Source organism: Actinomyces timonensis DSM 23838, from assembly GCF_000295095.1.
Taxonomy (GTDB): Bacteria; Actinomycetota; Actinomycetes; order Actinomycetales; family Actinomycetaceae; genus Actinomyces; species Actinomyces timonensis.
The window spans coordinates 338,535-357,697 of the sequence record NZ_JH806632.1 but is presented as its reverse complement, the minus strand read 5'-3'; the positions used below and the strand labels follow the sequence as shown (position 1 = coordinate 357,697).

The following is a 19,163-nucleotide window of genomic DNA, read 5'->3' as shown; positions in this document are numbered from 1 at the left end:
CGAGACCGGGCGAACAGCACCGCGAAACCGGGCGGTTTTCCACAGATCGGAATCTCGCGGTGCTGTTCGCCCGGTCTCGGCGAGGGTTGTCAGTTGCCCATGACGAAGGCCCGCTTCGTCAGGCTCCCGGGCTCCAGGTCGGTGACGACGACGGCGCTCACCGAGGCCCAGCGCGGGCCGCGGTAGAGCCAGGCGATGAGGCGCGCGACGTCGTCGGCCTGCCCCTGGGCGAGGACCTCCACATCGCCGTCGGGCAGGTTGCGCACCTCTCCCACCAGGCCCAGGCGCTCGCCTTCCTCCATGCAGGACCAGCGGAAGCCGACGCCCTGGACCCGCCCGGAGACCAGCGCGTGGATCGTGCGAGCGCGGGCCCCGCCGTCGGCGCCAGCCCTCGTGCCCGCTTTGGCGCCGGCCGGTGGGCGCTCCCCAGTCCTCGCCGTCCTCGCCGCTTTGCCGCCCAAGCCACCGATGAACCTCATAGCCCCATTGTCGCAGGCCGCTCGCCAGCGCGCCGTCGCTCGCCTTACCCTGGGCGCCATGCGAATCGCCACCGTCAACGTCAACGGCATCCGGGCCGCCGCCCGCAAGGGCATGGGGGAGTGGCTCACCAGCGCTGCCCCCGACGTCCTTCTCCTGCAGGAGGTGCGCGCCGACCCCGAGATCGCCGCCCCGCTCCTGCCCGGCTACGAGTCCATCGTCTGGCCCTGCCGCGTCAAGGGGCGCGCGGGTGTCGCCGTCGCCGTGCGCGAGGGCAGCGGGATCGGGCTGGGGGAGACCCGCCTGGGGGTCGCCGCGCCCGGGACCGAGGAGCCCGACGTCGACTCCGGGCGCTGGCTGGAAGTGGATCTGGACCTCACCGGCGCCGCGCCGGGCTCGCCGCGCGTCCTCACCGTCATCTCCGCGTACCTGCACTCCGGGCAGATCGGCACGGAGAAGATGGATCAGAAGTACGCCCACCTCGACCTCGTCGACGCCCGCATGGCCGCCCTCCTCGCCGAGCAGGAGGCCTCCGACGGCGCCCGCGAGATCCTCATGGCCGGCGACCTCAACGTGGTGCGCTCCGAGCGCGACATCAAGAACTGGAAGCCCAACCACAACAAGGTGGCCGGCGTCCTCGACGACGAGATCGCGCACCTGGAGTCCTGGTTCGACGCCGGGTGGATCGACGCCTCCCGCCACCTCCACCCCGACGAGCAGGGGCCCTACACGTGGTGGTCCCAGCGCGGCAAGGCCTTCGACAACAACGTCGGCTGGCGCCTCGACTACCACGTCATCACGCCCGGGTTCGCCGAGCGGGCCGAGAGCCTGCGCGTCGACCGCGCCGACGACTACCAGGGGCGCTGGTCCGACCACGCCCCGCTCGTCATCGACTACCGCCTGTAGGCGACGGGCGACGCGCTGCCCGGGCGGCCCCCAACAGTGAACCGAGACCGGGCGAACATCACCGTGAGACCTGGAATTCTCCAGTCAATCGGAATCTCGCGGTGCTGTTCGCCCGGTTTCGCCGTGCTGATCGCCCGGTCTCGGCGAGGGGGCGGGGTCAGTAGCGGATCGCGTCGATGGGGCGGATCCGCACGGCCACGATCGCTGGGATGATCCCGGACAGCGCGCCCACACCGGTCGCGGCGAGCAGGCCGACCAGGGCCGCGGACACCGGGAAGGGCGTCGACGGGTCCACGGGGAGGCGCAGGAAGGACTCCAGTGGGAAGTAGCGCAGGGCCACGATCGCCAGGCCGATTCCGATGACCCCGGCCACGACGGTCGCCACCACCGATTCCAGCATGATGGAGAAGAAGATGCGGCGGCTCGTCGCCCCGAAGGAGCGGCGCACCCCGATCTCGTGGATGCGCTGGCGCACCGTCACCATGGAGATGCGGGCGCTTGCCCGCCCACACCTCCAGGGTGGGGATCGGCAGCTGCCCCAGCACGGCCTGGCTCAGGCCCCGCTCATAGGGACCGGCCAGCACCATCGCCTCGGGAGGGGAGGCGCAGGGAACCTCATTGCCATTGGCGTCAGTGGCGTAGCAGCCGAAGTTGTCCTCGGCCTTGAGCACACCGACGATCGTGTAGGTGGCGCGCCCGGGCTTGAAGCCCTGAACCGTCAGCGGGGCGTCGAGGCTCGTGACGCCGAGGGCGTCCAGGAAGCTCTGGGAGACGATGATCGACGGCGAGAGGTCGTCCTCGTCGTCGGCGCTGAACCAGCGGCCCTGCGCCACCTTCGTGTGGTGGATGATCCCGTACTGGCGGCTCACCACCGTGGTCTTGACATTGAGCCCGCCCTCGGGGAAGCCGAAGCGGGTGGTCGTGCTGTAGTTCGTCGCCCACGACGTCACGCCGTAGCGCTCGATGAAGGCGCTCTGGGCGGCGGTCACGCGCTGGCGCTTGGCGAGCGCCGAGCCCCCGGAGGAATCGCCGCCGGACGACGCGCCCTGGGCGGTCCCCGGCCCGGTCCCGCCCGCACCGCCGGGCGCGCCGGGCCCGGAGGGCGCCCCCGCCCCGCCAGGGGCGTTGCCCGCCGCGCCGCCGTCGGCCGAGGAGCCTGAGGAACCAGTGGAACCGGATGCCTCCGAGGGGCCCGCCTGGTCGGTGCCCAGGGCCTCGGCGAGGGCCGTGCCCGGTGGGGCTGATCTCGATGGCGACCGTGCCGGGACGGCCGGTGCTGGCCTCGATCTGCTTGTTGATGGCGCCCGCGGCGACCTGCCCGAGCGCGATGACGAAGGTCATGGCGGCGACGGCCGCCCCCACGCCCACGAGGGAGAGCATGACGCGGACCTTCCCGATGCGCAGCTGCGCCCAGGCCTCGATGATCGCCCCGAGGAAGGCGGTGAGAACGCGGGTCATGCGACCTCCTCCGTGGCGGGTCCAGCCCCTGGCTCGACGGCGCCCGGTCCGGTCCCGGTGGTGCTTGCCCCCCCGGCTCGACGGCGCCCAGCCCGGGCCCGACGGCCCCCGCCCCCGCCGCGGCGGCCTCGGAGAACTGCTCGAGGCTGCCCGCCTCGCGCCGCTCGACCTCGATCGGGGTGAGCACGCCGTCGCCGAGCCGGTAGGCGCTCTGCGCGCGCGAGGCGACGGCGAGGTCATGGGTGATGATGACGAGCGCGGCGCCGTTCTCGTGGCACTGGCGCTCCAAAAGGTCCATCACCAGGGCGCCAGTGTCGACGTCGAGAGCGCCGGTGGGCTCGTCGGCGAGGATGACCCGGGGCCGCCTGGCAAGCGCCCGGGCGATGGCGACGAGCTGCTGCTCGCCGCCGGAGAGCCGCTCGATGGACGAGCCGATCCGGTTGCCCAGCCCGACGGCCTCCAGGAGCTCCTCGGCGCGCTTCATCCGGGTCCAGAAGGCCTTCCCCGTGTCATAGAGGAGCGGGGGGCGGCCACGTTCTCCGTGGTCCTCAGGCCTGGGATGAGGTTGAAGGACTGGAAGACGTAGCTGAAGGTCCGCCCTCGCAGGAGGGCTCGGCGCGCCTCCCCGAGGCGGTCGGTCGGGATGCCGTCGACCTCGTAGTGCCCCGCCGTCGGCACGTCGATGAGGCCGAGGAGGTTGAGGAGGGTGGACTTGCCGGTGCCCGAGCGCCCGACGATCGCCAGGTGCTCCCCGGCGCTCACGTCCAGGTCGATGCCGGTGAGGATATGCAGGGGTGGGGAATCGGGGACGTGGAAGGTCCGCGCGATGCCCCGCATGGACAGCAGGGGGCCCGTGCGGGGTGTGTCCGCGCCGCTCACAGGATCTCCTTGCCGTTCTCGTCGTAGCACACGGAGTTGTCCGGCTCGCAGGTGTTGGGGGTGCCGGTGCGCTGCACGTCCTTGCCCGGCACGAAGGTGAGCACCGTGTCCCCCTCCTTGAGGCCATCGGTGACCTGGATCGTGGCGCCGTCGGTGATCCCCAGGGCGACCTCCCTCTTGACCGCCTCGGCGGGCTTGTCCGGGTCGGTGACCACCCAGACGTTTCCCTTGGTGACGCTGCCCTCGACGGCGGTGACCGGCACGAGGAGCGCCCCGGTGGCGCTGCCGGCGTCGATGCCGATCGTCACGGGCAGCCCGGGGAAGACCTTCTGGTCCGAGGCGATCGGGCACCGGACCTCCACCGTGGTGCCGTCGCCGGTGGTGGTAGAGGTGGAGCCGTCGGCGGAGGTCGTCGTCGTCGACGGCGCCTTCGTGCCGATGGTCAGGCCGCTGCAGGTGAAGGGCGCCGGGCCTCCCTCGATGGACAGGGAGGCCGAGGTCGGGGCGCTCACCAGCTGGTACTGCTGCGCCGCGGTGATCGTCCCCTTGGCCGAGTAGGTGCGCGGGGCGATCGTGGCGACCGTCGTACCCACGGTCGTCTCCTGCGCCTTGATGACGTTGAAGGAGACGACGCCGCTGGCCAGGGCGTAGACCGTCGCCCAGGTGACCTTCGGGGACCCCTGCTCCTGGGTGGTGTTCCCCTCGGCGTCGGTGCGCGTGACCGGTTCGCCGGCCTCAGTGCGCTTGATGTAGAGCAGGGGCGCCCCGGACTCCACCCACTGGTTCTTCTCCACGGCGAAGGAGTCGACGACGCCGCCCAGCGTCGCCGGCGCGTTGACAGCGGCGTCCTCGACCACCTGGCCCTTGACGCTCACCGTGTTGGAGATGTCCCCGATGACGGCCGTGGAGGTCTGCGTCGCCGCGGAGACGCCCGGTTGGATATCCGCCGCCGGACCCTTGTCATCGCCGGGGAAGAAGGCGATCCTCGTCAGCGCGATCGCGATGAGCATCTTGAGGGAGGGCAGGACATAGCGTTTCACTGGAGCTCCATCATCGGCGGTCATCCTTGCGCGGGTGCCCGGTGGGGCAGCCAGCGCGCGCCCCGGGGCAGGGGAGGGCCCCGGGCCGGCAGGAGCCTAGACGAGCGACGGACGTCAGATCCTCCCTGGGGAATGAGATTGATCTGACGTCCGTTGTTCAAACGGCGCTCGGCCCTCAGGACTCCGCGTCTCAGGCCTCCGCGCGGCCCGCGGGGGCGCTGGGGACGGCGTCGAGGAAGGCCGGGGGAGTGAAGCCCTCGCGCTCGTAGGCGGCGACGACGGCGCGCGCCACCTCGTCCACGCGGTCGGCGTCCACGAGGGCGATCGCGCTCCCGCCGAAGCCGCCGCCCGTCATGCGCGCCCCGTGGGCGCCCGCCGCGCGGGCCGCCTCGACGGCCACGTCCAGCTCGGGGCAGGTCACCTCGTAGTCCACGCGCAGCGACTCATGCGAGGCGTCCATGAGCTCGCCGACCCTCGCCAGCTTCTGGCCGGCCAGCGGGGCGCCGTCGGACAGGAGGGAGACGAGCTCGACGGTCCGGGCGATCTCGGTGACGACGTGGCGGGTGCGGGCCACCAGCACCTCGGCCTCCTCGCCCCCGCGCTCGCGCAGGGCGGCCAGGGCCTCCTCCAGCCCGTCGGCCTCGATATCGGCCAGGAGCTCGACGCCGAGGATCTTGGCGGCGCGCTCGCAGGCGGAGCGGCGCGCGCCGTACTGCCCATCGGCCAGCGAGTGCTTGGCACGGGTGTCGATGACGAGCAGCGCCAGGCCCTCGGCGGCAAGGTCGAAGGGGACATGCGTGACCTCGCCGTCGCGGCAGTCGAGCTCGAGGGCGTGACCGGCGTGGCAGCGCAGGGAGGCGGACTGGTCCATGCCGCCCGTGGGCGCCCCGGCCATCTCGTTCTCCGCGCGAACGCAGGAGGTCACCAGGCGGGCGCGGCCGGCGTCCGCGGGGGCGTCGGCGGGCCCGGCCAGCGCCAGCCCGGCGACCTCGTCGAGGGCGACGCTCGTGGCGCACTCCAGGGCCGCCGAGGAGGACAGGCCCGCGCCCAGCGGGACGCAGGAGACCAGCGCGGCGTCGAAGCCCGGCAGGGGCCCGAGGCCATCGCGCTCAAGGGCCCAGGCCACTCCCGCGATGTAGGCGGCCCACTGGGGGACCTCCCCGGGCGTGCCCTTGGGGCCGATGGCATCGAGGTCGAGCACGTCGACCGCCTCGCGGGTCTGCGGGGAGATGAGGCGCACGGTGCGGTCGTTGCGGCGGCTCAGGGCCAGGAAGGCGCGGTGCGGCAGGGCGATGGGCAGGGCGAGGCCGCCGTTGTAGTCGGTGTGCTCGCCGATGATGTTGACGCGCCCCGGCGCGTACCAGACGCCGTCGGGCTCGGCGTCGAAAGCCTCGCGGAACAGGGCGGTGGCCTGGGCGATCCCCTCAGCATCGCTGAGGGCGGGGGAGAAGGCGGGGGGCTGGGGGAGGACAGGGTCGGGCGCTCCAGCGCCGGTGGTGAGGTCGCTCATACCGCTCATCGTGCCACGCTGGTGGTGTCTCGTGTGGGCTGATGCGGGTTAGGCTTGGTCGGCCCGCAGTGGACCCCGCCGCCGCGGACGCCCGATGAGACCGCCGAGTGCGCCCTAACGCACGGAGAGGAGGGTCATGGAGGTCCCTGAGCCTGCCGACCGTGAGAGCGTGGTCGGTATTACCGTGCCCGTTCCCGAGCCCTTCGCCGCCGCCATCCGCGATATCCGACGCGACGCCGGAGACCCGCTCGCCGCCCGGATCGCCCCCCACATCACCCTCCTGCCGCCCACGGCGGTGCCCACCGACCGGCTTGACTCCATCAAGGAGCACCTGGCCGCCGTCGCCCGCGCCCACGCGCCCATCGACCTGCGCCTGTCCGGCGCCTCCACCTTCCTGCCCATCAGCGCCGTCGCCTACCTCAAGGTGATCGTCGGCGGCGACGCGCTGCGCTCCCTCCAGCAGGACATCCGCGACGCCTCCGGGCCTCTGAGCGCCCCCCTGCGCTTCCCCTTCCACCCCCACGTCACCCTCGCCCACGAGGTCGGCCAGGCCGCGCTCGACGCCGCCATGCGGGCCGGCGCCGCCCTCGACGCCGCGTTCACCGCCGGGCAGGTGCTCCTGCACTCCCTGCGCCGCGATGACTGCGCGCTCCTGGCGCGCATCCCCCTGGGCGGAGCCTCGCCAGCGTGAGCCGTCGGAGCGGCAGCGGCGGCAAGGGAAGGACGATCATCCCCTCGATCGTCCCCGCCATTGTCTCCGCGCTCGCCTCCCTGCGCGCCGACGCCGCCGCGCTCCTCGACCGCTTCAAGTCCAGCCGGCTCGGGCGGGCGCTCGCCCGCTACTCCATGGCGCGCGGCGCCCTCCTGGCCGGGGGCATCGCCTACACCGGCCTGTTCTCCGTGTTCTCCGCCCTGGCCATCGGCGTCACGATCCTCATGGGCCTGCTCGGCAGCCACCCCGCCCTGCGCGACCGCGTCCTCGAGCAGATTGGCCAGGCCCTGCCCGGCGTCATCGACACCGGCTCGGGCGGCCTGGTGACCATCGACCAGCTCACCCTCGGCTCGGCCCTCAACGTCGGCTCGCTGGCCGCGGGAGGATTCCTCCTCTACTCCGCCGTCGCCCTCATGGGGGTCCTCAAGACCGCGCTGCGCGCCATGTTCGGCATCGCCCGCCTCCCGGAGAACCCCGTGCGGGCCTGGGCGTGGAACCTCGTGGCGCTCCTCGTCATGATGGCGGGGGTCCTGGCCACCGCCATCGCCTCCGCCCTGACGGCCGCGCTCACCGGCTCCACGGCCCGGTACATCGGACTGCCCTCCTGGCTCAGTGGTGCCGGGACCCACATGGTGGCGATCGCCGTGTCCTTCCTCGTCGACGCCGCCGTGCTGGCACTGCTCCTGACCGCCTTCGGCATCCGCGTCCCCCGCAAGGACCTCCTCGAAGGGGTGTGCCTGGGGGCGCTGGCCTTCGGCGCCCTGCGAGAGATCGGCTCGCGCGCTGTCGGGTCGAACTGGCACAACCCGCTCCTGGCCTCCTTCACCGCGATCATCATCCTCATCCTCTGGCTCCACCTGGCCAGCCGCATCCTGCTCATCGTCGCCGCCTGGATCGCCAACCCTCCCCGCCCCAGCCTCATCGAGCACCCCGACGAGGTCCACGGCAAGGGGCGCCCCAACTACGTCACCCTCTCCGTTCCCGAGACCCTCTCCTGGCCCCGGCAGTCCCTCACCGGCACCGTCGAGGTCGACCCCACGGAGCACCCCGACTACCTGCCAGCCGCGCCAGCCGGAGCCCGAGCCCCCGCCGGCGGCAAGGACGAGGCGCGCCCGCCAGGCCGCGAGCTCCCTCCCAAGGGCTGAGCACCCGCTAACCTGGGCCAATGACCGATTCCCCCGCCACTCCCGCGGCCCAGATCCCCGCCGCGCGCGCACCCCAGGGCAAGCCCATCCACGCGATCATCCCCGCCGGCGGCGCGGGCACGAGGCTCTGGCCGCTCAGCCGCCGCGAGCGCCCGAAGTTCCTCCTCGACCTCACCGGCGCCGGGCGCACCCTTCTGCAGGGCACCGTCGCCCGCCTGGAGCCCGTCGCCGCCACGACGACGATCGTCACCGGCACCGCCCACGTCGAGGCCGTCGCCGCCCAACTGCCGGGGGTGCCCGCCGAGTCGATCCTCGCCGAGCCCTCCCCCCGCGACTCCATGGCCGCCATCGGCCTGGCTGCCGCCGTTATCGCCCACCGCCACGGTCCAGGCGCCGTCGTCGGCTCCTTCGCCGCGGACCAGACCATCGCCGACGAGGCCGCCTTCACCGGCGCCGTCCGCCAGGCCGCCGCCCTGGCCGAGGAGGGGTGGCTCGTCACCATCGGCATCGAGGCCACGCACCCCTCCACCGCCTTCGGCTACATCCACGCCGGCGGCCCCACCTCCGTGACCGGCGCCCCCGACGGCCGGGTGGTCCTCGGCTTCACCGAGAAGCCCGACGCCGCCACCGCCGCCGAGTACCTCGCCACCGGCGAGTACCGCTGGAACGCCGGCATGTTCGTCGTGCGCGCCGGGGTGCTCCTCGACCACCTCGCCGACCAGCGCCCCGCCCTCGCCGCCGGGGTCAAGGAGATCGCCGCCGCCTGGGACACCCCGCGGCGCGCGGAGGTCCTGGAGCGCGTGTGGCCCGGCTTGGAGAGGATCGCCATCGACCACGCCATCGCCGAGCCGGTGGCCGCGGCCGGGGGAGTGACCACTGTTCCTGCCGCCATGGGCTGGGACGACGTCGGCGGCTTCGACGCGCTGTCAACGCTCGTCCCCGTGCGCGCCGAGGGGCCCGCCGCGGGCCTCGCCGTGCTCGACGACGCGGGCCAGGGAGGCCCCGCCGCCGACGTCGAGGCGGTGGACTCCCCGGGCGCGCTCGTCGCCTCGACGACCGGGCGGCGGGTCGTGCTGCTCGGGGTCCCCGGGCTCGTCGTCGTCGACACCCCGGACGCCCTCCTCGTGACGACGCCGGAGCGGGCCCAGGACGTCAAGGGCGCCGTCGACCGCCTCAAGGAGAGCGGCCGGACGGATCTGCTGTAGCCCTGGAGGGGGAACAATGGCGGAGGAGGCTGGGCGCGAGGCGCGATTCGAGACTGCGATCTCGGTGGCTTCGGTGACCTCGATGACCCAGATGGACCCCACCACCTGCGGGGCCACCTGTCTGCTCGCGGCCCGCGTCCTCGCGGGGCACGAGCCCGCCAGCTGGGCGGCCGGCGCCAGTGGGGCGGGCGGCGCAACGGACAGCGGGGCTGGGGCGCCGTCGCCCGAGGAGCTGGCGCAGGCGCAGCGCGGCATCCAGCGCTCCCTCAACCACCGTGCCATCGCGCGCCTGGCCCCCTGGCCGAGCGCTCTCGGCTCGACCCCCTGGTCCCTCGCCCGCGAGCTGGCCCGCCTCACCGGACGCCGCTACCGGGTGCGCTGGACGCGCGATACGGGCCGCGCCTTCCCCGAGGCGCTTGAGGACGCCCGGGCCCACCTCGCCGACGGCCTGCCGGTCCTCCTGCTCACAGGCGGGCCGCTCCTGCGGCCCCCGGCCGAACCCGCTGGATGGCGGGGCCGGGCGAGAGCGGTAGTTGCTGCCGGGCCAGCGATCCCGCGCCACTACGTGCTCGCCCTTCCCTGGGGCGGGGCCGCCCCCGCCACCGCTGACCCGGCAGCTGGCCCGAGTGCTGGCCCCACTGCTGGCCCCGGCTGGCTGCGCCTCTACGAGCCCAGTGGCGGGCGCGTCCACGAGATCGACCTCCTCGCCCCACGCGGCGAGGGCGCGCGCCGGGGGAGCGGCCCGGAGGCCCTCGGCCACTGGCCCACAGTCCTTGCCCTCATCCTTCCCCGCTGATCTCCGCATCGTCGTCACTGGCAGCTGCCCGGATGGGCGCGAGCCATCGCGCCCCAGCGCCACCGCCAAACACAGCGTGAGAAGTTTCGGGTTTGCGAAGTTCGGAAGCCCGAAACTATGCTCCGCCTTATGAGAACCATCCCCACTCCGGGGCGCAGGGCCGCCGTCGCCCTGGCCTCCCTCGCGCTCGCCGTCCCCGCCGTCGCCGCCTGCTCCACTCCCGCCACCCAAAGCTCGGCCAACGCCGTCAAGGTCGTCGCCTCGACCACCCAGATCTGCGACTACGTCACCCAGATCGCCACCGGTGGCAAGCCCGACGGCTCGGAAACCCTGGCCCTGGACCGCACCGGCGCCGACGGCTCCACCACCCACCTGGGCCCCGAGGCCGCGAAGGCCAGCGCCAGCATCAACCTCACCTGCCTCCTCGCCCCCAATGCCTCCGCCCACGAGCACGACATGACCGCCGCGCAGGCGCGCGCCCTGTCCGAGGCCGACCTCTTCCTCATCTCCGGAGTGGACCTCGAGCACTTCCTCGACGACGCCGTCACCTCCACCGGCTTCAAGGGGACGATGGTCGTCACCTCCGGCGTCTACGGCGCCGCCGACGTCGACGACCTCGACGCCCAGAAGGCCAAGGAGGCAGCCCTGCCCTACACCGTCGAGCGCGGCAGCCAGAAGGTCGACGTCGCCCCCTGGCCCTTCGCCCCGGAGGAGGGCGAGTCCGAGCCCGAGTTCCGCTTCGACCCCCACGTATGGACTGCTCCCGCCGGAGCCATGGTCCAGGTGCGCAACATCGGCGAGGCCCTGGCGAAGGCCTCGCCGGCCGGCGCCGCCACCATCAACGAGCACACCGAGGCCTACGCCGGCCTCCTCTCCGAGCTCGACACCTGGGCCCGCACCAGCCTCGAGTCCGTCCCGGCGGACAAGCGCGTCCTGTTCACCAGCCACGACGCCTTCGGCTACCTCTCGAAGGCCTACGGCCTGAAGTTCGAGGGCGCGGCCCTGTCCGACTTCAACGCCCAGCAGGACGCCACCGCCCAGCAGATCCAGACCACCGCCGACGCCGTCACAGCCTCCGGTGCCGTGGCGATCTTCGCCGAGAACTCCAACAACCCCGCCTCCGTGCGCAAGGTGGCCGAGACCGCCGGCGTCAAGGCGATCATCGGCGATGAGGCGCTCTACGGCGACTCCCTGGGCGAGCCCGGCTCCGACGGCGAGACCTACATCGGCTCCATCCTCCACAACGTCACCGGGCTCACCAACGCCTGGGGCGGCACCGTCGCGCCCATCCCCGCCTCGCTGACCACCTGGACCCCCAAGGCGGCGGCGCAGTGAGCAGCGCTGGCAGCACGATGGGCCGCGCGGTGAGCACTGAGGTGAGCGCTGAGCCACCCGGGGGCGGGGGCGCCGTCGTCCGCTGCGACGGCGCCGCCCTCGCCTACGGGCGCTCCACCGTGCTCACCGGCGTCACCGGCCAGGTGGCGCCGGGCACCGCGCTCGCCCTCATCGGCCCCAACGGCTCGGGGAAGACCACCCTGCTGCGCGGGCTGCTCGGCATGGTCGACGTCGCCGCCGGTCGCATCGAGGTCTGCGGGCGAGCGCCCGGGAGGGCCCAGCGCGGCTCGATCGGCTACGTCCCCCAGGTCGCCGACCTCGATCCCACCTTCCCGGTCACCGTCCTCGACGTCGTCCTCATGGGGATCACCGCCTCCATGGCCCGCCTCGGCGCGCTCCCGCTGCTCGGAGCGCGCCGCCGCGAGGCCCTCCAGCGCGCCCTGGACGCCCTGGAAGCCGTGGGCCTGGGCGAGGCCGCCGGACGGCGCTTCGGCACCCTGTCCGGTGGCCAGCAGCAGCGCGTCCTCGTCGCCCGCTGCATCGCCGCCCGCCCCCGCCTCATCGCCCTCGACGAGCCCTTCAACGGCCTCGACCAGCCCAACCGCGACGCCCTCCTGCGCATCATCGCCACTCTCAAGGACGACGGCGTCGCCCTGGTCATCTCCACCCACGACCTCGTCATCGCCCGGGAGTGCTGCGAGCAGGTGGCCCTCCTGGCCGGGCGCCAGATCGCCTTCGGGCCCCGCCAGGACGTCCTCATACCCGAGCTCATCGAGCAGGCCTACGGTGCCGGGGCGAGTGGCAGCGACGAGCTCCTCCCCCTGGCAGGGGCGGCATGATGAGCGGCGCCGACCCACTGACCGCGCTGGTGGCGGGCGCCGTCGAGCAGCTGCGACTCGCCCTCGTCGACGTCCCCGGGCTCATCCCCCTGGCCAGCGCCCCCTTCTTCTTCCGACCCCTGGTCATGGTGGTCCTGCTGGGGATCGTCTCGGGCGTCGTCGGAGTCCTCGTCAACCTCCGGGGCGCGGAGTTCAGCGCCGAGGCCCTCGTCCACGCCGTCTTCCCCGGGATCGTTGCCGGCGCCGCCTTCTGGGGGATCGACGCGATCATCCCGGCGGCCTCGATCGTGGCCATGATCGCCGCGGCCGGGCTGACACTCCTGTCCCACCACTCGGGGCGCGCCGTCGGGGCCCGCCGCTCGGCCGGGGGAGGGGGCGCCGAGGCCGGGACCGCTGTCCTGCTCACCGGCTTCTTCTCCGTGGGCATCATCCTGTCCCTGGCCACGGGGGACATGTCCGGGCAGTTGGAGGCCCTCATGTTCGGCCGCCTCCTGGAGATCACCGACGCCGGGCTCGCCCGCGCGCTCGTGGCCTGCCTCGTCGCCGTCATCCTCGTGGCCGCCACCTGGCGCGGGCAGGTCGCCTACGCCTTCGACCCCGTGGGCGCGCGCGCCGCCGGCCATCGCCTCCTCGCACTCGACCTCGCCCTCAACGCGGCTATCGCGGCCGTCGTCGTCTCGGCCTCCACGGCCGTGGGCACGCTGCTCGTCATCGGGGCGCTCATTGTCCCCGGAGCCACCGGACGGGTCCTCGCCCACCGGGTGCGCCCCATGGTCATCATCGCCGTGGCCACCGGCGTGCTCGGCGGCTACCTCGGCATGCTCGCCGCCGTCATGCCCAGCCCCCGGCCGGTCTCCCCGCAGGCCGCCGTCAGCCTGGCGACGACGGCGCTGCTCCTGGGCGCGATCATCGCCGCCTCCGCGCGGCGCCGACTGCGCGGGCGGGAGGGAGCATGAGCGCTGTCTCCGCTGGTCTGCTGGCCCTGCCCGCCCTCGAGGCCCTCCTCATGGGGCTCCTCGCGGGCCTCGTCGGCGCCCTGGCGCTGCTGTCCCGGCGGGTCTTCTTCACCGAGTCACTCACCCATGCGACCTTCCCCGGGGCGATCCTCGGCGTCGTCGCCGCCACCTGGATCGCGGGGGCCCTGGGGCACGGGCGCCCAGGATTCGAGCTGCTGAGCACGATGCTGCTCATCGGCGCGGCCCTCATGTGCCTGCCCATGGCCGCCCTCATGCGGGTGCTGGCCCGCGTCGAGGGGCTGGGGCCGCAGTCGGCGGCGGGCATCGTGCTCACCATCGGTTTCGCGCTCGGCTACTTCCTGGCCAGTTGGTTCAAGCCCCTGCCGCTCAAGATCGACTCCTTCCTCACCGGCTCGGTGCTCAACGTGGGGAGGGTCGACGTCGTCGCCGTGGCCACGGTGCTGGCGGTGGCGGTGGCCGTGGTGGCACTGAGTGGGCGGGCGCTCGTCTTCCACGCCTTCGACCCGGTGGGCCATCGCGCCGCGGGCCTGAGGGCGCTCTGGGCCGAGGGGGCTGTGCTCGTCCTCATCACCGCCACGATCGTGGTGCTCGTGCCCGCCGTCGGCACGATCCTGCCCATCGCGCTTATCGCCGCCCCGGCAGCCGCGCTGGCGCCCTCGGCGCGCTCCGCCCGCGGGCTGCTCCTCACCGCGCCGCTGCTCGGAGCGGCCTGCGCGCTGGGGGGACTCGCCCTCGGTGTGGCCCTGCGGCTCTCCGTGGGCGGCATGATCGCCGCCGTCGCCGCCGCGGTCTACCTGGTGGCGGCCTGCTGGCGGGGGCTCAGGCGCAGATCCCCAGCACCCCGCGCAGGTCGTCCTTGATGAGGGCGAGGCGATCCGCGGCGGCGGTGCGCACGGCCGAGACCTCCTCGGTCTCGGGGACGTCCATGACGACCTCGCAGTAGCACTTGAGCTTGCGCTCCGTGCCCGAGGGACGCACGACGACGCGGTCGTCCGCGGCCGTCTTGATGATGATCCCGTCCGCCGGCGGGAGCTGCGCGCCGTTGCCGTCGCTCGCCCCATCGAGGAGGTCGAAGACATCCACCACGGGGGAGCCCGCGAGTTTCGCGGGGGCCCCGCCCTCGCGAAGGCGCCGCATGATGCCGCCGATGATCTCCGGGTCCTCCACGCGCGCGCTCATCTGGCAGGTCAGGTGCAGGCCGTGCCGCTGGGCGAGCTGGTCCAGGAGCGAGAGCAGGGAACGGCCCTGCGCCTTGAGGACCGAGGAGAGGAGGGCGATGCGCACCGCCGCGGCGATGCCGTCCTTGTCCCGCACGGAGGCGGGGTCGACGCAGTAGCCCATGGCCTCCTCGTAGCCGAAGACGAGCCCGGGAACGCGGCTGATCCAGGTGAATCCGGTGGGGGTGATGCGGTGCGCCAGCCCGTGGTCCTGGGCGATCTTGCGCAGCATCCGGCCCGAGGCGATGGAGGAGGCCAGCACGCCCGCGCCGGTGAAGGCGGCGAGCTCGGCCGCCTGCTCGCCCAGGAGGATGCCGACGGCGTCGCCCGTGAGCTGGCGCCATCCGCCGGGCACCGTCTCATCGGGGACGGCCACGGAGCAGCGGTCCGCGTCGGGATCGAGGGCGATGGCCAGATCCGCCCCCTTCTCGCGAGCCAGGTTCAGCAGGAGGTCCATGGCTCCGGCCTCCTCGGGGTTCGGGATGTCCACGGTGGGGAACCCCGGATCGGGATCGAACTGCTCGGGGACGACGATGACGTCGTCGAAGCCCGCCCGGCGCAGTGCCTCGAGGCAGATCTGCCCGCCCACGCCGTGCATCGCGCTGAGGACGATGCGCAGCTCCGCGGCCGCGCGCGTCCGGGCAGAGGTGACCACACGCTCGATGTACTCCTCGCGCAGCCCGGGCCCGACCGGCTCCCAACCGGAGTCCGCGCGGGGGATCGAGTCCAGGGGCCCCAGGGCGGCGATGGCCTCGCTGATGGCCGCGTCCTGCGGGGGCGCGATCTGCGCGCCGCGGTCCCAGTCGCCCGCCATGCGGCCGCCGAGGTAGACCTTGAAACCGGAGTCCTGGGCCGGATTGTGCGAGGCGGTGACCATGATGCCCGCGTCCGCATCCAGCGCCCGCAGGGCGAAGGCCAGCAAAGGGGTGGGGCAGTGGGAGTCCATGAGGAGGGCCCGGCCCCCCGCGCCCGTGACCACGGCCGCGGCGTCGCGGGCGAAGATATCGGAGCAGCGGCGGGCGTCGTAGCCGATGACGACGACGAAGCCGTCCCCGATCTCCTCACACAGATAGGCGCACAGGCCGGCCGTCGCGCGGATGACGACGGCCCGGTTCATCCGGCCCAGACCAGGGCCGAGCCTCCCGCGCAGGCCGGCACTGCCGAAGGTGAGCGGACCGGAGAAGGCCTCGGCGAGGGCCGCCGTGGCGCCGGGGTCCCCCGCCTCGTGGCGGGCGAGCAGTTCGGCGAGCTCCTCGCGGGTTGTCTCATCAGGGTCCTCAGAGATCCACTGCGCGACGGTAGTTCGGACAACCCCGGTGGTCGGGGCAACCTTGGGGGAGTGGGACATGGCTTGACCGTACAGGGCAGGCTCCCCTTCTAGCGGACAAGGTGATGGCATTCATGCGTGGCACCTCCCACAACATCTGATCTTGCTGGTCATGGGCTGTGGCGCACCTGTGACATAGGGCTCGTCGCCTGCGTGAAGACGTGGTGACGACACGGTGATGGCACTGCGATGGCACGGTGATGACAAAATGCGGGCATGACCGACCGCCAGACCTATCGCAAGGGCCCCGTCCTCCTGCGGGGCACGCAGATCCCCCAGCAGACATCCGACGCGAGCCTGCTGTCCGCGCCCGAGGGCGCCGACTGGCTCCACGCCGACCCCTGGCGGGTGCTGCGCATCCAGTCCGAGTTCACCGAGGGATTCGGCGCCCTGGCGGAGATCGGGCCTGCGATCAGCGTCTTCGGCTCGGCGCGCGCGAGGCGGGACGATCCCGCCTACCTCCTGGCCGAGGAGATCGCCGCGGGACTGGTCCGCTCGGGCTACGGCGTCATCACCGGCGGCGGCCCGGGCATGATGGAGGCCGCCAACAAGGGCGCCTACGAGGCCGGCGGCCTGTCCGTGGGGCTCGGCATCGAGCTGCCCATGGAGCAGGCCATGAACGAGTACGTGGACCTCGGCATCAACTTCCGCTACTTCTTCGCCCGCAAGACGATGTTCGTCAAGTACTCCGACGGCTTCGTCGTCATGCCCGGCGGCTTCGGCACCCTCGACGAGCTCTTCGAGTCCATCACGCTGGTCCAGACCCGTAAGGTCGAGTCCTTCCCCGTCGTCCTCGTCGGGCGCGGCTACTGGGGAGGTCTCATCGACTGGATCCGCTCCTCGCTCCTGGCCGAGGGGATGATCGCCCCGCAGGACCTCGATCTGCTGCGCGTCGTCGACACCGCCGCCGAGGCGGTCGACTACGTCGTCGCCGGCGCTCAGAGGATCCGGCCCACCTCGCCCGAGTGAGGCCGGGTCCGGCTGGGGCCGGGTGGTGGGGAATCGCGCGCTCGCGCCATTCGAGGAGGGGGCGCACCCGCCCCTGGGCCCTGCGTCCTACTTATCGTGCTGCGCGAAATCATGCCTTAGAATGAGAGGCAGCACCGCGGGCGGAACCGCGCGAGCACGATGGAAGGGAAGCATATGGCTGCCATGAAGCCCCGTACCGGGGACGGCCCCCTGGAGGTCGTCAAGGAGGGACGCGCCATCATCATGCGCATGCCCCTCGAGGGCGGCGGCCGCCTGGTCGTCGAGATCACCCCTGACGAGATCAAGGCCCTCAGCGAGGCGCTGGCCACCGTCAAGATCTGACCGGCGCACCGCGTCGGAGAAGGACCGTTCCCACAATGGGGCGGTCCTTCCTCTATGTCGGGGCTCTCCGAGCTCTTCGTCGGCGGGCCTCGCCCCGAGGGGCGTGTCGCGGTTCGCGCCGGCCAGCGTCGAGGCCGCGGCTCTCTCAGCGCGGCTCGCGCCGTCGACGCGCTCAGCTCCGGCGCACGGCCACGAGCAGCCCGTCGCCCACGGGGAGCAGCGAGGCCAGCAGACCATCGGCGTCGCGGAGGGTCTTGCCCAGCTCGCGCGCGGCCACTGTCACGACGTCGCGGCGCGCGGGGTCGGCCACGTGGTCGCGCCACAGGGCGTGGGTGATGACGAGAGAGCCCCCGGCGCGCAGCATCCGCAGCGCGTCCTGGAGCAGGTCCTCGGCGTCCTGCGGGTCGACGTCGAGCACGACCATGTCGTAGGAGCCCGCCGCCATGCGCGGCATGACATCGGAGGCGCGCCCCTGGATGATGCGCGTGCGGTGGCCGGAGTACCCGGCGGCGTCGAAAGCGCGGCGCGCCTCCCGCTGGAACTCGGCCTCGACGTCGATGGTCGTCAGCACGCCATCGGCGCCCATGCCGGCCATGAGCCACAGACCGGAGACCCCCGTGCCCGTGCCGATCTCCGCCACGGACTTCGCGCCCGCGGCGGCGGCGAGCGTGCGCAGGGCGGCGCCGGTGGCGGGGGAGACCGGGGATGTGCCGAGCTCGATACCGCGCAGGCGCGCCTGGGCCGTCATCTCGTCCTCATAGGGGAACTCCTCGGTGTAGGACCAGGTCAGAGTCTTGTCCGCGCTCACAGTGAGTCCCTTCCATGGCGGTGAAGCGTGCGCTCGCCGCGCCCTTAGCGCGGCAATCAACCGCATTGTCCCAGGAGCCTGGGGAAATCCCCGCCCGACCCGCCGTCGTGCCCCGAGTGTGGCGCGCGGCGCGGTGAGCCGGGAGCGGACGCATGAGGGGAACGGGGCCCGCGCTCTCTATACTCGCCTCGTGCTGGGATTCTCCTCATCTGAGTTCGTGGTCTTCCTGCTGGTGGCCGTCGTGGTCATCGGCCCCCAGAGGCTGCCCGAGTACACCCGCAAGCTCACCCAGATGGTCCGCCAGCTGCGCGTCTTCCTGGAGAGCACCAAGACCCAGATCGCCGAGGAGGTCGGCCCCGAGCTCGCCGACCTCGACCTGTCCAGCCTCGACCCGCGCCAGTACGACCCGCGCAAGATCGTGCGCGACGCCCTGGGCGAGGACATCGACGCCATCAAGAAGGACCTCCAGTCGCCCTTCAAGGCGGTCAAGGATGCCGCCAAGGAGACCACCGACGCCATCGACGCCTCCGTCAAGGAGGCGCGGGACAAGGACCGGGCCAACTCCCTGGCCAACAAGATCGAGGAGAAGAAGGCCGAGGCCCTCGCCGCCGCCGAGGCCGCGAAGGAGGCCGAGGCCGCCACCGCCGAGCTCCCGCAGGTGGACGCGTCTGCGGCCGCTCCGGGGGAAGCCTCTGAGGCGGAGGCGGGAGTCGAGGCGGGTTCCGAGGCGGCGAGCGCGGAGGAAGGCTCCGAGAGCGCCGACGGCGTTGCCGCGGACCCCGAGGGCGCTGAGGACGGGCCGAGTGCTGAGCCGGCGCCGATTCCGGGGGTGCCCGAGGCCGAGTCTGCTGTCGAGGACAAGCCCGCTACTACAGAGCCAGCTGCCGAGGATGAGCCTGTGTCCGATGTCGAGCCCGAGGCTGCGGCTCCCGCGCCCGCGACTCCTGAGCCCGCCGCCGTCGAGCCTGTTGCTGAGCCCACGGCTGCTCCAGTGGACGTTCCGACGTCACTGGTGGAGGAACCCGCAGCGGCGTCAGCGGTGCCGCCCAGCGCTCCGCGTCCGCTCTCCCCACGCGACATCGTGCGCGCCGCGAAGGAGGCCGCCCGCACGCGCGAGGATGCGGCCGCCGTCGCCGTCGACTGAGGGCGCCTGACCGCTCATCCTGTCCACTCGCGGTGCGTCGCCGGGTGCGCTGAGCACCGACGGCGACATCCTCCACC

General features: G+C 72.9%; 18 protein-coding genes and 2 pseudogenes. 12 read left to right on the top strand and 8 right to left on the bottom strand.

Going from position 1 to position 19,163, the window contains the following annotated elements; translation table 11 throughout:
* Positions 1–89 precede the first annotated feature (89 nt).
* The gene (locus A1QA_RS0101540; RefSeq protein WP_017177177.1) at positions 90–479 is read right to left on the bottom strand and encodes an acylphosphatase; all 390 of its coding nucleotides are present in this window, start codon (positions 477–479) and stop codon (positions 90–92) included.
* Between the two features lie 58 nt (positions 480–537).
* Between A1QA_RS0101540 and A1QA_RS0101535 the strand changes: the two genes are divergently transcribed.
* Complete coding sequence (locus A1QA_RS0101535) at positions 538–1,383, top strand: exodeoxyribonuclease III (protein ID WP_026048593.1); 846 nt, start codon at positions 538–540, stop codon at positions 1,381–1,383.
* Between the two features lie 157 nt (positions 1,384–1,540).
* On the opposite strand, the gene A1QA_RS16740 is transcribed toward A1QA_RS0101535, so the two are convergent.
* The 5 genes and pseudogenes from A1QA_RS16740 to galK all read right to left on the bottom strand — a co-directional run bounded on the left by A1QA_RS16740 (position 1,541) and on the right by galK (position 6,270).
* Positions 1,541–1,858 (bottom strand): ABC transporter permease, encoded by a 318-nt coding sequence (locus A1QA_RS16740; RefSeq protein WP_341858203.1) that lies wholly within the window; start codon positions 1,856–1,858, stop codon positions 1,541–1,543.
* A 235-nt stretch (positions 1,859–2,093) separates the two neighbouring features.
* Positions 2,094–2,333, bottom strand: a pseudogene (locus A1QA_RS16735) (ABC transporter permease); the annotation flags it as partial.
* A gap of 635 nt (positions 2,334–2,968) precedes the next feature.
* Positions 2,969–3,678, bottom strand: a pseudogene (locus A1QA_RS16730) (ABC transporter ATP-binding protein); the annotation flags it as partial.
* A 38-nt stretch (positions 3,679–3,716) separates the two neighbouring features.
* Entirely contained in the window at positions 3,717–4,760 is a 1,044-nt protein-coding gene (locus A1QA_RS0101515; RefSeq protein ID WP_017177173.1) for a permuted SH3 domain-containing protein, read from the bottom strand.
* Between the two features lie 190 nt (positions 4,761–4,950).
* Positions 4,951–6,270 carry a galactokinase gene (galK, locus tag A1QA_RS0101510; RefSeq protein WP_017177172.1) on the bottom strand — a complete coding sequence of 440 codons (1,320 nt, stop codon included), beginning with the start codon at positions 6,268–6,270 and terminating at the stop codon, positions 4,951–4,953.
* A gap of 136 nt (positions 6,271–6,406) precedes the next feature.
* Here galK and A1QA_RS13020 point away from each other — a divergent pair, with 136 nt between their 5' ends.
* The 8 genes from A1QA_RS13020 (at position 6,407) to A1QA_RS0101470 (ending at position 14,139) form a co-directional block, all read left to right on the top strand.
* Positions 6,407–6,961, top strand: a complete 555-nt coding sequence (locus A1QA_RS13020) for a 2'-5' RNA ligase family protein (RefSeq protein ID WP_017177171.1) — start codon at positions 6,407–6,409, stop codon at positions 6,959–6,961.
* Positions 6,958–8,127 carry a YihY/virulence factor BrkB family protein gene (locus tag A1QA_RS0101500; protein WP_017177170.1) on the top strand — a complete coding sequence of 390 codons (1,170 nt, stop codon included), beginning with the start codon at positions 6,958–6,960 and terminating at the stop codon, positions 8,125–8,127. Before A1QA_RS13020 ends, A1QA_RS0101500 begins: the two co-directional genes overlap by 4 nt.
* Positions 8,128–8,147: 20 nt before the next feature.
* Positions 8,148–9,332: a mannose-1-phosphate guanylyltransferase gene (locus A1QA_RS0101495; protein WP_017177169.1), complete on the top strand. Its 1,185-nt coding sequence runs from the start codon at positions 8,148–8,150 to the stop codon at positions 9,330–9,332.
* 82 nt (positions 9,333–9,414) lie between these two features.
* Complete coding sequence (locus A1QA_RS13015; RefSeq protein WP_154652188.1) at positions 9,415–10,128, top strand: hypothetical protein; 714 nt, start codon at positions 9,415–9,417, stop codon at positions 10,126–10,128.
* A 129-nt stretch (positions 10,129–10,257) separates the two neighbouring features.
* Positions 10,258–11,463, top strand: a complete 1,206-nt coding sequence (locus A1QA_RS0101485; protein WP_026048591.1) for a metal ABC transporter substrate-binding protein — start codon at positions 10,258–10,260, stop codon at positions 11,461–11,463.
* A gap of 17 nt (positions 11,464–11,480) precedes the next feature.
* Entirely contained in the window at positions 11,481–12,302 is an 822-nt protein-coding gene (locus A1QA_RS0101480; protein ID WP_043508109.1) for a metal ABC transporter ATP-binding protein, read from the top strand.
* On the top strand, positions 12,302–13,258 hold the full coding sequence (locus tag A1QA_RS0101475) for a metal ABC transporter permease (protein WP_017177165.1): 957 nt from the start codon (positions 12,302–12,304) through the stop codon (positions 13,256–13,258). The genes A1QA_RS0101480 and A1QA_RS0101475 overlap by 1 nt, the downstream gene beginning before the upstream one ends.
* Positions 13,255–14,139, top strand: a complete 885-nt coding sequence (locus tag A1QA_RS0101470) for a metal ABC transporter permease (RefSeq protein ID WP_017177164.1) — start codon at positions 13,255–13,257, stop codon at positions 14,137–14,139. The genes A1QA_RS0101475 and A1QA_RS0101470 overlap by 4 nt, the downstream gene beginning before the upstream one ends.
* Here the strand turns inward: A1QA_RS0101470 and A1QA_RS0101465 are convergent.
* Positions 14,099–15,844: a phospho-sugar mutase gene (locus tag A1QA_RS0101465; protein WP_017177163.1), complete on the bottom strand. Its 1,746-nt coding sequence runs from the start codon at positions 15,842–15,844 to the stop codon at positions 14,099–14,101. The two genes, A1QA_RS0101470 and A1QA_RS0101465, sit on opposite strands and share 41 nt — an antisense overlap.
* 195 nt (positions 15,845–16,039) lie before the next feature.
* On the opposite strand from A1QA_RS0101465, the gene A1QA_RS0101460 reads away from it, so the two are divergent.
* Both A1QA_RS0101460 and A1QA_RS15205 read left to right on the top strand, forming a co-directional pair.
* Positions 16,040–16,792, top strand: coding sequence for an LOG family protein (locus tag A1QA_RS0101460; RefSeq protein ID WP_017177162.1), 753 nt, complete (start codon positions 16,040–16,042; stop codon positions 16,790–16,792).
* A gap of 174 nt (positions 16,793–16,966) precedes the next feature.
* The gene (locus tag A1QA_RS15205; protein WP_017177161.1) at positions 16,967–17,134 is read left to right on the top strand and encodes a DUF3117 domain-containing protein; all 168 of its coding nucleotides are present in this window, start codon (positions 16,967–16,969) and stop codon (positions 17,132–17,134) included.
* Positions 17,135–17,306: 172 nt separating this feature from the next.
* On the opposite strand, the gene A1QA_RS0101450 is transcribed toward A1QA_RS15205, so the two are convergent.
* Positions 17,307–17,942, bottom strand: a complete 636-nt coding sequence (locus A1QA_RS0101450) for an O-methyltransferase (protein ID WP_017177160.1) — start codon at positions 17,940–17,942, stop codon at positions 17,307–17,309.
* Positions 17,943–18,132: 190 nt separating this feature from the next.
* Between A1QA_RS0101450 and A1QA_RS0101445 the strand changes: the two genes are divergently transcribed.
* The gene (locus A1QA_RS0101445; RefSeq protein WP_017177159.1) at positions 18,133–19,086 is read left to right on the top strand and encodes a twin-arginine translocase TatA/TatE family subunit; all 954 of its coding nucleotides are present in this window, start codon (positions 18,133–18,135) and stop codon (positions 19,084–19,086) included.
* The last annotated feature ends 77 nt before the right edge of the window (positions 19,087–19,163 follow it).